Origin of the sequence: Nocardia arseniciresistens (assembly GCF_046764875.1) — a bacterium.
Classification (GTDB): domain Bacteria; phylum Actinomycetota; class Actinomycetes; order Mycobacteriales; family Mycobacteriaceae; genus Nocardia; species Nocardia arseniciresistens.
In genome coordinates this window covers 72,571-84,376 of sequence record NZ_JBKORD010000018.1, presented here as the reverse complement: position 1 = coordinate 84,376, position 11,806 = coordinate 72,571, and the positions used below count along the sequence as shown (strand labels likewise).

At 61.2% G+C, this 11,806-nt stretch carries 12 protein-coding genes; 7 read left to right on the top strand and 5 right to left on the bottom strand.

Annotation, left to right across the window (positions count from 1 at the left end; genetic code table 11):
* Nucleotides 1-196: 196 nt before the first annotated feature.
* Nucleotides 197-895, top strand: coding sequence for a protein NO VEIN domain-containing protein (locus ACLMAJ_RS29785; RefSeq protein ID WP_412017172.1), 699 nt, complete (start codon nt 197-199; stop codon nt 893-895).
* Between the two features lie 35 nt (nt 896-930).
* On the opposite strand, the gene ACLMAJ_RS29780 is transcribed toward ACLMAJ_RS29785, so the two are convergent.
* A complete protein-coding gene (locus tag ACLMAJ_RS29780; protein WP_412017297.1) occupies nt 931-1,335 on the bottom strand; it encodes a very short patch repair endonuclease in 405 nt (134 codons plus the stop codon).
* Between the two features lie 152 nt (nt 1,336-1,487).
* Between ACLMAJ_RS29780 and ACLMAJ_RS29775 the strand changes: the two genes are divergently transcribed.
* The 5 genes from ACLMAJ_RS29775 (at nt 1,488) to ACLMAJ_RS29755 (ending at nt 5,603) form a co-directional block, all read left to right on the top strand.
* Entirely contained in the window at nt 1,488-1,949 is a 462-nt protein-coding gene (locus tag ACLMAJ_RS29775) for a DNA cytosine methyltransferase (protein ID WP_412017171.1), read from the top strand.
* Nucleotides 1,950-2,143: 194 nt separating this feature from the next.
* Entirely contained in the window at nt 2,144-2,335 is a 192-nt protein-coding gene (locus tag ACLMAJ_RS29770; protein WP_412017170.1) for a hypothetical protein, read from the top strand.
* 26 nt (nt 2,336-2,361) lie between these two features.
* Nucleotides 2,362-3,135, top strand: a complete 774-nt coding sequence (locus ACLMAJ_RS29765; RefSeq protein WP_412017169.1) for a DUF4928 family protein — start codon at nt 2,362-2,364, stop codon at nt 3,133-3,135.
* Nucleotides 3,136-3,865: 730 nt separating this feature from the next.
* On the top strand, nt 3,866-5,107 hold the full coding sequence (locus tag ACLMAJ_RS29760; RefSeq protein ID WP_412017168.1) for a DNA cytosine methyltransferase: 1,242 nt from the start codon (nt 3,866-3,868) through the stop codon (nt 5,105-5,107).
* 85 nt (nt 5,108-5,192) lie between these two features.
* On the top strand, nt 5,193-5,603 hold the full coding sequence (locus ACLMAJ_RS29755) for a very short patch repair endonuclease (protein ID WP_412017167.1): 411 nt from the start codon (nt 5,193-5,195) through the stop codon (nt 5,601-5,603).
* A gap of 25 nt (nt 5,604-5,628) precedes the next feature.
* On the opposite strand, the gene ACLMAJ_RS29750 is transcribed toward ACLMAJ_RS29755, so the two are convergent.
* From ACLMAJ_RS29750 to ACLMAJ_RS29735, 4 genes are all read right to left on the bottom strand, one after another.
* Nucleotides 5,629-6,390, bottom strand: a complete 762-nt coding sequence (locus ACLMAJ_RS29750; protein ID WP_412017166.1) for a hypothetical protein — start codon at nt 6,388-6,390, stop codon at nt 5,629-5,631.
* Between the two features lie 368 nt (nt 6,391-6,758).
* A complete protein-coding gene (locus ACLMAJ_RS29745; protein ID WP_412017165.1) occupies nt 6,759-8,486 on the bottom strand; it encodes an AIPR family protein in 1,728 nt (575 codons plus the stop codon).
* Nucleotides 8,487-8,668: 182 nt separating this feature from the next.
* Entirely contained in the window at nt 8,669-9,646 is a 978-nt protein-coding gene (locus ACLMAJ_RS29740) for a hypothetical protein (RefSeq protein WP_412017164.1), read from the bottom strand.
* 106 nt (nt 9,647-9,752) lie between these two features.
* Entirely contained in the window at nt 9,753-10,190 is a 438-nt protein-coding gene (locus tag ACLMAJ_RS29735; RefSeq protein WP_412017163.1) for a hypothetical protein, read from the bottom strand.
* Nucleotides 10,191-10,943: 753 nt separating this feature from the next.
* On the opposite strand from ACLMAJ_RS29735, the gene ACLMAJ_RS29730 reads away from it, so the two are divergent.
* Nucleotides 10,944-11,780 (top strand): SDR family NAD(P)-dependent oxidoreductase, encoded by an 837-nt coding sequence (locus ACLMAJ_RS29730; protein ID WP_412017162.1) that lies wholly within the window; start codon nt 10,944-10,946, stop codon nt 11,778-11,780.
* Nucleotides 11,781-11,806: the final 26 nt, after the last annotated feature.

Sequence of the window (11,806 nt, the reverse complement as noted above, 5' to 3'; positions counted from 1 at the left end):
CGGATTCTGCTATGGAGTCCTGCTGCTCGCCCGTACCGCAACCCTGGCTCCCCGTCGTAGCGTGGACGACTGGGTTGCCGCAGCTCGAATGCACGGTTCGTTCCTTGCTGCCGCCCTCGATCTTGAGGCTTCCGCGAAGATGCTCGTCGGCAGCGGACTGGCGCGAATCGGGCGATCGTTGGAGCTCTCACCGCAGTTGGACGCCGCCACCGATTGTCACGACGCCGACGGGCTCTTCCAGGTGGCTCGGCTCTTGCTGATCACGGCTCCTCCTGCGTGGCTACGCCTGGCCGTGAACCACGATGCCGTTGCAAGAGAGTACATTCCGGCAAGCGACCTCGATTCGCTGCGATGGCTCGAACCGAATCTCGACCGGCTTCTCATCGACGCCTACGACAATCTCTATTTCTCCGCGCAGACCGAATGGCAGAAGCAGATCGGCGACGCCGCAGAGCTTTTCGTGCTCGCAGCGCTGCGGTACTCCGGATTGAAACCCGCCCACGTAGCCCGTATATCCGACGTCTTCGGGTACGACATCGAAGTGCGAGACCCATTTGTGGACCGAATCGAAGTGAAGGGCGCGGGGCCGAGGACAGCTCAGGCGTTCCATCTCTCCCGCAACGAGTTCGAAAAGAGCCAGCAGTACGGTGATGAATGGCGTCTGCTGCAGGTGGTCTTCCAGAGTGCGGCGTTCGTCGTCGAAGAGCTCGACCAGTCGCATGTCGAATCCGTCTACGAGCTTGATTCGCACGTACTTCGCCGAATGGTCCCGGCTGACCCGACCGGGTTCGTCTGGGAGAAGTCAGCCTTGATCACGCCTCCAAAGGAGTTGTGGAGACGGTCAAACCTTACTCTCGACCCGGGTTTCACGGTTTCCGGATTCGGTTCAGCGTGAGAAGTCTCGGTGGCCGGCAGACCGGCTGATCACCTTCAGCCGCAGTCCTTCTCCCCTCGTTGGATCTGCCGACGAGGGGAGACGATCCCGAGGACCCGCCGGGCTGCCGGAAGAGGGTCTTCATGCTCCCAGATCCGCACAACCGCCCAGCCGGCTGCAGCGAGCCGCCGGTCGGTATCCGCGTCGCGCATGCGGTTCTTCGCGACCTTCTCGGCCCAGTAAGCGCCGTTGCGCACCGCCACCGTGTGATGTTCGGGGCAGCCGTGCCAGAAGCAGCCGTCCAAAAAGACGGCGACTTTGGGACCTATGAACACCAGATCGGCGGTGCGACGGAGACTCGGCACTGGTCGAGCCGCGACGCGATAGCGAAGACCGAGCGCGTGGACGGCACGCCGCAACGCCAACTCGGGCCGGGTGTCTCGACTTCGGTTGGCCTGCATGCTGGCACGCGCACCCGGTGAGGATGCCCACGATTCCGTGATCTGTCCCACCCGATCACAATAGGTCGCCGCAGCCGAGCGACGCGAGCACTCCCATGTTCTCCACGCGGCGAACGGACTTCTTGTCGGAGACGTCGCATAGGGTCAGCTCCGTGACTTGCGCCCTTGATCTTGGTCTCGCCTTGGCTGCCCCTCTCTCCCAGTCGACGTGCGAGAGCGAGCTCTCAGGGCAGTGCCGGCAGGCGGCACAACAATGGAATTCGAAGTCGCGGAATTCTTCCGCCGGGATCGGATTGGCGCGACTCGGTCTGGAGAAGGCACAGAACGCGACCTTCAAAGTGACTTGGGCGAACGATTTCGCCCCTGACAAGCAGGGCATGTACACAGGCAACTTCGTCGACACCGAGATGTACTATCACGTCAGGAAAATCCGGAAAGTCGCCAACAACATCAAGGCCGTGCGCTTGCCGACCAGCCTGAGTCTCGCGTGGGCGTCCTTTCCCTGCACCGATCTCTCATCGCAGGCGGTCGACAGGGCCTGGCCGGTGTGCGCTCGGGCACCTTTTGGCAATCGACCGCCGATCGTCGCAATCGACGCTTCCAGTAAGCCGTGACCAATCAATCATGGGATTCGGCGACGCGGTGTGCGTGAACGCAGTGCAGTGGCTGGCTGACGAGTGCCTTGGGCTGCATCTCTCCGGCGAACTGGCGACCGAGTAGCGGCCGGTTCTGACGGCCGGAAGAACTTTTCGACGATCAACGACGCTCATTCAGGTCGGCAGCTTCATACAGAAGGATGTTGTACGACATGGTCAAGCCGAACGGGCACGAGGAATCCGCACAGATCACCGCGATCGCCGGGGCGCTGCTAGCCGCGATTGAGCCCTGGTACGAAGGCAATCGGAGCGGCAAGGGCAAAGTCGACTCCAACGTGATGTGCGCGGGGCTCTACGTCACCGAGTACCTAGCCGCGCCGTGTACAAGGCGGATACCCAGGTGAAGGGAGCCAGCGGCTATAGAGCGAAGATGCTGCTAGCCGACCATGGGGAGATCCGGAAGTTCACCCGAGAAGGTGGGCGCACCTCTCGCAAAACCATCGTCCTCGCCGCGCAGCTCGCGGATACGATCAACAGCACGGGTACGGCGGCTGGAGTGCACGCCCTGGGCCTCGCCGAGCGCCACGCTCTGGCTCGGCTGTTGCAGGCATGGTTCGTCGACCGCGTTTGGGAAGACTACTTCGGGCGGCAGAAGATCAGCGCTGACATCGACCCTGCCTGGTCGATTCGCGCGGTCGTCGCTAGCCTGATAGCCGCCGGGCGCGACCGGGGCGGCAACTCCGCCGGCGCCATCGTCCAGCATCTCGTCGGCGCCAAACTTGAGATCCGGTTTCCCCTCGAAGAGATCAACGGCGAGAGCTACACCACCGCCGATCTCCAGACCCAACGCGCGGGCGACTACCAGATCGGCGACACCGCCATCCACGTCACCATGGCACCGGGGCCCGACGTCTTTCAGGGACGCTGCCTTGAGAATCTTAAACAAGGCTTTCGACCGCGTGTGCTCGTCCCGAAGGATCAGCTGCTCAGAGCCGAGGTCCATGCTGAAGATGCGGGGATCGCGAACAGAGTCGCGATCCAGACAATCGAGGATTTCGTTGGAACCAACATCGAAGAGGTGGCAGGGTTCCGGCAGGACAAAGTGCGCGCTGAGCTGCGACGACTTCTTGAAATCTATAACGCCCGCATCGAAGTGGCCGAGGCGGACCAGTCCCTCAAGGTTGTGATTCCGGAGAACCTGTAGCCAGCTCGTCTGTGGTGGGGCCGGTTCAGTCGTAGCCGGATTGATGCCGATAAACGCTGAGGCGAGATACGGGGAGTTCGTAATACCGTAGGTCGGTTCAACCCACTGCGGAGTGACTGGAGCCCGCTGAGCAGGTCCAGCGGTTGTGAGCGTTCTGATGCACCCACCGCGCCGTGCCGACGATAGTCCACGGCGGTGAAGGCAGCGCTGCGTAACCCGCTGACCCGCGGACTGTGGCCTTTGCCTCTAAGCCTGGGGCGGGAGATCCTCGCACTGCGATCATGATCGGCAGGGCATCGATGTCGAGCTTCCATGCCGAACTGACTTCAACGATAAAGGACATCAGACAGTAAGAAAGTCCTCACCGAAGTTTCGCTAACCGGTCGGGGGCATGAAGCGGGTCTCGGAGACGTCGACTGGCAACCGTTGCTGCGCGTTCCCCTTGGAAGCACGCGCGGCAGTGCGGCGGTCAAAACCATCACCGAGCAGCCCTCCTGCCGGCAGATGTCAGCCGCGCCTGTCGGGTGTGTGCTGTAGCGTGTCCGCCGGAATGGGATGGATAATGACAGGGTTGTAATTCAGGTGAGCAAGTGGCACCTAGGCGTTGCTGGCGTGAGTCCCGAGTCCGGAGCAGTTCGATGGTGACCGCTGTGGTGAGCAATAGGAACTGGCAATGCGGGCGTGCTGTGCGCAAAACGGCGGACGAGCGCGGAGAGACAAGAGGGGACAGATGCACCAGTACAGCTTCTACGAGTTCTTCGCCGGTGGCGGCATGGCTCGGGCAGGATTGGGCGCGAACTGGAAGTGCCTGCTCGCCAACGACTTTGATGACAAAAAGGTCACCATCTACAATAAGAACTGGCACCCTGAGCCATCGGAATCCGTGATGGTTCCTGGCGACGTGGCGAAGCTGACAGTTGAGGCCGCGCGCAAGCATGGCGACGCCGATCTGGTGTGGGGATCATTTCCCTGCCAAGACCTATCGCTGGCGGGCAACGGCGCAGGTCTCAGCGGTGAGAGGTCCGGTTCATTTCATCCTTTCTGGAACCTGGTCAAGGGCTTCCGGGCGGCAGGCTCCGCTCCCCGGGTAGTGGTGTTGGAGAACGTTGTCGGAGCGCTGACCTCCGAGGAGGGCCAGGCATTCTCGACGCTGGGGAACGAACTCGAGGAGGCCGGTTACAACTTCGGCGCGGTTGTCATCAATGCCTCCCATTGGGTGCCGCAGTCCCGGCCGCGGTTGTTCATCATCGCGATAGACAAGAGCCAACCGGTACCCGACCACCTCGTCACAGACGGACCAGATGGCTTGTGGCACACCAAGGCCCTGCGCACGGCGTATGGACACTTGGCGCCTGCTGCCAAGAAGTCGTGGCTGTGGTGGAAGCTGCCGGAGGCGCCAGCCAAGCGCGACGAATACCAGACCTTCGCCGACCTGATCGAGGGAGATGAACCCGAGGGCGTCGCTTGGAACAGTCCCGAGGTAACCGAACGCCTCGTAAACGTTCTGATGAACCCGGTCAACCAAGCCAAAGTTGAAGCAGCGAAAAAGTACACGAAAGAAAAAGGCGGCCGCAGGATAGGGACCGTCTACAAGCGGATGCGCCCGGAAGGGAAAGTCACCGCGGTTATCGACGGAAAAGAGATCCGGGCGAAGGTGCAACGGGCGGAGGTCCGTTTCGACGAAGTCGCCGGCTGCTTGCGTACCCCGTCTGGAGGCTCCAGTCGCCAGACCATCCTCGTCGTCGAAGGTGACAGCGTCCGCTCACGGTTGCTGTCACCACGCGAAGCAGCTCGGTTAATGGGGCTGCCGGACGATTACCAGCTGCCCGAGCGCTACAACGATGCGTACCATCTCGCGGGGGACGGAGTAGCGGTGAACGTGGTTCGCTTCCTTGCTCAGAACTTGATTGAGCCATTGGTCGCTGTCTCTGCAGACCAGCATCCCGCCTCGGCTGAGGAACAGGCTGCGTGACGGTCTCGGAGCTCGGTGGCTGAAGCAGTATGCCGTCAGCTTCGAGATTTCCGATCTATTGCCTGTTTTCGGCTAAAACGATCTGATGAATGAGACGCCTGAGCAACGAAGCAGAACGATGCGGGCAGTTCCATCACGCGACACCGCCCCAGAGATGGCTGTGCGCCGCTTTCTCCATGCTGCAGGCCTGCGGTATCGTCTCCACGATCGGCGTCTACCCGGGAAGCCGGACCTTGTTTTCCCCAGCCGACGGATCGCATTGTTTGTCCATGGATGTTTCTGGCACCAGCATCCTGGTTGCCCGAGATCTGTACGGCCAGCGTCGAATACGGATTACTGGACCAGCAAACTCGACGGCAATATCGCCCGAGACGCGTGCCGACGCGAGGAACTCGAAGCGGAAGGCTGGTGCGTTCTCATCATCTGGGAGTGTCAGACGCGAGATCCCAGTGCGCTTGCCAGTCTGTTGGCGCAGGTCAGGGACCGCCCGACATAGCCGCCGGGCGGTCGCTTCGTCCGATTTACCGCGGACGTGACAAGGGGAAGACCCAACGCTTGTCGCCTGTTACTTCAGCGTGGACATACATCTGGTTCAGTAGGCGATTGATCGCAGTCATCGAGAACACCCGGCATCCGTTGATGACCTGCAGGTCGTCGTCGGTGATCGAGATTTCGAACACTGGCATATCCGCTAGCGCCTTATTGCCCCAGTGAGCTGAATCGGAGGTGTTCTGTTTGCGCATGCGTTCGATGCCATCGCGTCGCCGCTCGATGTTCGGGCGCTCCTCGCTGGGGCCTACGTGAGCGTTCACTCGGATCGTGTGGCGGCCCTTGATGTGAACGACAATGTCGGACTTCAGTTTCCAATCCACGCGCGTGTCATAGAGCACCATTCCGACTTGCGCTTTATCCTCGAGCGCTTCCACCAGACACACGTAAAGGTATGTCTCGGCCATTCCGGACTCATACCAAACCCCGACCCGTTGATGCATTCCTGCACGCAGGTCCCCTTTGAAATAGTCCGCGAAGCGTTCCGGCTCCGGGTGGTGCTTGGTGTAGGACTGCTCGCAGAACATGAAGAATTCTTCATGGGAGAACAGCCGATAACCCGTACTGTGCCCATGCAGCAGCCGTGCGGAGAACAACGCTCGCCAGGCCGGGAATTCACCTTCCTTGGAGCCGGCTCGGGGCCAGACGTGAGGGTCGCGTGTCTCTTTCGGTTCAAACTTGTCTACTTTATCCAGTTCTTGCCGAAAGCGGTACTCGTACATATCTACGGACATCAGCTGCTGCTACCTTAGATCGAATTCGCGTCCGCGAAAGCCATTCATGGGGCTGTCGCGATGCCGGGAACCTTCCACCCGGTCAGTCACTCCCCTGACGTCATCAATGCCAACGCCAGGCACCAACGATACGACAACGCCGCCAACCTCGACCGCAACGAGTCGGAAGTACTGGTCGGTCGTCAATCGCATCATGCGCCAAAGCATCCCATCGCCCACCGACAAGTTTTGGCCGGGCTCAGCCTTCGCGAAAGACCCCAAGTATCTCGTCGGCCCGCCCCGTGGTGACTCGGTCAATAGCGTTCTTTGTGGGTGAGCGCTAGGGGGACATCATGGCGGTGTACCGGGCTACAGGCGGATGGAATGAACTATTCGGAAACGACTTCAAGCGCCGCGGCGATGGTCACCTCGACGAACGGCTTGCTCTTCGCGACCCGATCCAGGGTCCAGTCATTCCCCTTGCCGACTGACTCAGCAAGGTCTTGTAGCTGCTCTGTCACCTTCGATACATAGTCCAGATCAAAGTTCAACGGATCAGCCGCGAGCTTGGCCAACTGCTTTGGATTGTAGATCGCGGCACCGTGATGCCGTGTCGCGATGAAGCAGCTCACGTGGAACCTCAAGTTGGCCCGCACGAACCGTTCGGCCGCGGTCAGCATCAGGGTGTCGACGCGGCGCTGGACCGAGGCAAGCCACAAGTACACGTCCAAATCGGTCCTCTCGTTGAACAGAGAACCGTAATCCTTGGCGTTGTTCAACAGTGTGGTCGGACGGGCGCGGGCATCGTTCGGTCGTGAGAGGCCCATCGCCATGATGGCCTGTCCCAGCGCGGGGATGCTGATGATTCGATCCGCAGCCTTGCCGGTGTTCTTATAGAAGTTCTTCCGACGGTCGTAGAACCATCCGTGAGCTTTGAAGTGGGCCTCGATCTGACGATGGATCTTCTCGGTCGCGTGGAGGGAAGCGTCGTGGACCTTGGTCTGGCTGTTGGTCGCTCGAATGATCTTGTCTCGGACTTCCTCGTCGAGCGCCTGGATGATCCTGACCGAAACCGATCGATTTTGCCACCGCTCGTCTTCGAGTCGGCTCTTGCTGACAGCTGTGTGGACTTCGTGCGAGGTTTGCATGCCGTTGACGATCTGCACGCCAGTGAGGGTGAACGTGCTGTCGCCGCTGATCGACACCGATGAGCACAGTATCGTGACGCCGTTGTTGAACCACCAGAAGTCCTCGTCGGCATAGGATTCCAGCGTTGATTGGATGGCGCGGTTCACCATAACCTCGCCCTGGTAGTCACGGACGTTGGAGTCGAACAGGTTCGTGCGCAGCCGCCCCCGGTCGTCGGAGAGGAAGTCGTAGTAGTCGTTTAGCCGCACAAGCCCCGAGTAGGCGGTGCCCTTCGGCACATAATGTGCGACCCGCAACTGGAGGTCATACTCAGGCTCGGTGCTCGACAGCTGGTAGAGCTCTGCCGCTCCGACCAGTCGTGCGATTGAGGCGGCACCGCTAACTTGAGACTCGAGGAATGTCTCAAGCTCGGATCGCTTGTGCTCGACAGCTTTTCCTGCTGCGCTGCAGTCACCCTTTGTGACGTAGTCCACATGCATGGTGATCAGGGGTTTACGAATGCCGAGCTTCAACCACGCGTCGGTGAACAGACGGACGCGCGAGATCAGCTCTTTGGAGTAGAGGATCTCTAGCTGCTCGTCGGTCTTAGCCAGATCGAAGAGCCGTCCGAGAGAGGATTGCAGCTTGTCGAAAGCCGTCTCTGTGAAGGACGACTCCTGTTTGGCCTGGATGATCCATACGTCGAGCTCGGCGTTCTTGCGTACGTTCGACGCCTTGTAGTCGTCAGCGAACAACCCTGAGTCCTCGTTGAGCAGGACTCCGTCCAGGAAGACATAGAGCCCGTCAATACCGCCGTCCATGCCTCCGCCGATGCGGCCCAGCTCGATCTCCTCATCTGACAAGTCGAACTCCCGCAGGACGCACTGCGCCGCGAACAGCTCGAACGCGATGTCGTCGGGCAGCGGAGTCTCCCGGGCGTGTTGAGCCGCCTTCAGATATTGATTGACAAGTATAGCTTCGTTGTTCAATCGAACCCCCTGCTAAGTCGAGACCCCTTGTGCGCGCATTCGTATCGCGGTGCTGTTGCGAACTTTACTGTGGCGTTTAAGGTTTCACTGGATCGACACTGACCCCTGACCCTGGAGCAGCTTAAACAAGCGGGGCACGAAAGCGGGGGAGATCCGGCAGATCGGTCGAGCTGATTGTGAATTCAAGGCCTGCTACGGAAGACGGTGGCGCGGTGCCATGCAAAGTAGGGTTCCGAGCTGGGTTTGTGTGCGTCGCATACGATGCCAGCGAGAGATGCCAGGCGGTCCCGGACCGCAGGGGTGGCTACTGCCTTGTTGGCGATGAGGATGCGGCCTGTGTGATCGACGGAGACCCATCCGTCTTCGTACAAGGCGTCGCAGCCGAAGGTGCAGGCGAGCATGGCTACGTTGGACAGGTCGCGGCGCTCATTCGGGGTGCAGTTCCGGCGCTTCTTGATGTGGGCAGCGACGAGAAGCCCGGTCGGGAACTCGTGGCCGCACAGGGCGCAGATGCCGGTTTCGCCTGATCCACATAGAATTCGTCGGAGTCGCGACTGTTCACGCCGGATTCTGACCTGGGCGTGACCATCCGTTTCGCCGATGCTTAGGTGTTCGGTTGCAAGCGTGACCGCGCTGCGGGACAGGTCTGTAGCCAGTTGATCGGCGTCTTCGGGGCCGTAGTTGGCAACGGTGATTCGCAGGAGAACTCGTTTGCGGCCATTGCCTTCCTTTTTCGAGGACGGTGGCAGCCCGACCCGCCCCTGTGTCCGGGTGAGATCGAGCCGGAGTTGGCGGACGTCGGAGATGCTGGACATTGCGATGGGGCTGTGAACTAGTCGGCGTTCGCCAACTGGGAGTTTGGCGGCGTTCGACGAGATGACTTCGGCTGCAACAATTGTCGCGTCGAGCTCACGCAGCCGGGCGAGGAGCACCTCTAGTAGAGGTACATAGTCGCTGTTGCGGGGCAGTGCGCTGCCGACGATTTTTCCGCCGGCACTTTCGATGATCAACGAAAATGCCTCTCCGTCTGCCTCGACGGAGAACTCAGCGTTGAGCAGCTCGCCATCGTTGCTTTCGGCGCGCCGCCGAGCAGATCGGTTAGGTCGATTGATCTGTGTGAGACCTTCGGTGGCGGTGCTGTCGGCACCGGCTGTGTCCATATCGCGGACAGTAGCTGTCGGCACCGACAGCAGTCGGCTGCTGGCCTCGCTCTTCACTATCGAGACGACGGCCGATCAGAGCAGCGGGCTCCCAGCGTCGGTGCGCTCACCCCGCGTACTGAGCAGTGTTCGGAATCCTGAAATTGCCATAACGACTGGTAGTGGGATGTTTCGGGATCCGTCGGGACCAGTGAAAGATCTTGAACCACTGTGTGGGGGTCAGGCCGCCCAGTGCCAGCGCGATCCCGAGTCGGCTGTTCGCTAGGTCGTAGACCGCGGCCGACTCGAAACGAGTCCCGACCAGCAGGCCGCTCTCCACGACCCGAGTCATCCAATCCTCGCCGGTGTGCAGTGCTACCGAGTCTGATGCCAGGGATGCAGCGTTGATCAGAACTCCGGCCGCGTTCATCAGAATCGCGCCTTCCTCTACGCTTGCCGGTTGCGGGTTGGCGCCGAATGCGTCGACTACTACCGCAGTCATGATGACCAGGGCTTTCACCGCGTCTTCTTCCACCTTGCCATTCAGAAAGTATGCGGCTCCCATCGAGGCGACCCTGACAGTGAAGTGACACAGATGCGATGTCCTCAGCCGAACTCACTGTAAGCAGCGGTGTGGGCTGGGTGTGAAGTAGGGCCGTTCACTGACCGACCCCACCACGCATCCGCCAACCCCAGCCGCCGCTGCTCGCCGAATTCGGCATCGACATAAGCGATCTCGAACTCCCTGCCTCCGGCGGCGGTGCCCCGCCGGGCAGCACACTCGACCCGACACGGCTCAGAACCCGAACTATGTCCGCACTCCGCAACCACCCACGAAAACTAACCCCCGAAACCCATACCCGAACAGGACAGTTGCTATCCGTTCCGGGCTGGATGGCATACACAGCTGACGTCACCGGGCGCGCACCAGTTCAGTTCGGACGCTGTGCGGCTCGGACGTCCAGGTCGAGGTGGAACGTCGAGTGCGCACCTTGCGGAGGGGTGCGAGCACTGCTGGGCGGGATGCCCGGCGGATTAGGGGCTCGTTCATCGACAGCGAGCAGCTGGTGCTGTTCAGCTACGCCAGCTAGCTGCGATGCGTCATGACGTCGGCTCCGAACCGCCGGGCCAACCGAGCCGGAGAGAGTGATGTTTCGGCGTCGCGACGGCTCCACCGTCTACACCGCCGCTGGTTCCCAAATCTTCACCTCCACAGAGGTATTGAGCATCACCCAGCAGAGCAGCCGAACTTGACACCGCGCCCGCATGTCAGTGAGGTGTGAGCGCGGTGCAAGAGTTTGGTGTGAGGGTCGATGGCATGACCTGGCAGAGCGGCCATCGTGCCGACGGGAAGACGTTTCTGGTGACTGGCGCCAACGCGGGCATCGGGTATTTCGCCGCAGAACAACTCGCGGCCAGCGGCGCCACCGTTGTGCTCGGCTGCCGCGACACCGGCAAGGCCGACCTGGCGGTGCAGGCGATCCGGGCACGTGTCGAGGGTGCTCGGCTGCGTCAGGTTCGCTTGGATCTGGCAGATCTGTCCTCTCTGCCTGCGACGGTGGATGCCCTCGGCGTCGACAGCTTGGACGCGGTCGTGCTCAATGCCGGGGTCATGCTGTCGGGGCCGGAACGCCGCGTGAGCGCTCAGGGACACGAATTGATGTTCGCGACAAACCATCTCGGGCATTTCGCGCTGATCGCTCATCTGGCGCCGATGCTGAGAGCAGTCGCCAACAGCCGGGTGATCACCGTGGGTAGCTTCGCGGCCCGGTCGGAGCGGCTCGATCTTGCCGATCTGCAGTCCGAGCACGACTATCGGCCCAAGCGTAGCTACGGGCGATCGAAACTGGCGCAGATGCTGTTCGGTTTCGAACTGGATCGCCGTTTGCGTGCCGTCGGCACCGCCAGCATTGTCGTCCACCCCGGCGGCGCCCTGGACACCTTGACTCCGGCCCGGCCACCATTGTTCGCTCACACCACTTTTCAACGCCTGCGCGGACTCCCGCGAATGCGGTGCTGCACGGCAAGCACGCGGGGGCCCACCCCATCGTCCGAGCCGTTCTGGACACCGAGATCACCAGCGGGCAACTCTGGGGGTCACGAGTTTTCGGTCTTCGCGGACGACCACATCAAGAAACGCCCCACCCAAACATGACGGACCTCGACACCGCCGCCAAGCTA

What these genes read in the sequence shown, in the direction of transcription:
- ACLMAJ_RS29780 (WP_412017297.1), bottom strand. Translation starts at nt 1,335, where the DNA reads ATGCAGGCCAACCGAAGTCGAGACACCCGGCCCGAGTTGGCGTTGCGG.
- ACLMAJ_RS29770 (WP_412017170.1), top strand. Translation starts at nt 2,144, where the DNA reads ATGGTCAAGCCGAACGGGCACGAGGAATCCGCACAGATCACCGCGATC.
- ACLMAJ_RS29765 (WP_412017169.1), top strand. Translation starts at nt 2,362, where the DNA reads ATGCTGCTAGCCGACCATGGGGAGATCCGGAAGTTCACCCGAGAAGGT.
- ACLMAJ_RS29760 (WP_412017168.1), top strand. Translation starts at nt 3,866, where the DNA reads ATGCACCAGTACAGCTTCTACGAGTTCTTCGCCGGTGGCGGCATGGCT.
- ACLMAJ_RS29755 (WP_412017167.1), top strand. Translation starts at nt 5,193, where the DNA reads ATGAATGAGACGCCTGAGCAACGAAGCAGAACGATGCGGGCAGTTCCA.
- ACLMAJ_RS29750 (WP_412017166.1), bottom strand. Translation starts at nt 6,390, where the DNA reads ATGTCCGTAGATATGTACGAGTACCGCTTTCGGCAAGAACTGGATAAA.
- ACLMAJ_RS29740 (WP_412017164.1), bottom strand. Translation starts at nt 9,646, where the DNA reads ATGGACACAGCCGGTGCCGACAGCACCGCCACCGAAGGTCTCACACAG.
- ACLMAJ_RS29735 (WP_412017163.1), bottom strand. Translation starts at nt 10,190, where the DNA reads ATGGGAGCCGCATACTTTCTGAATGGCAAGGTGGAAGAAGACGCGGTG.
- ACLMAJ_RS29730 (WP_412017162.1), top strand. Translation starts at nt 10,944, where the DNA reads ATGACCTGGCAGAGCGGCCATCGTGCCGACGGGAAGACGTTTCTGGTG.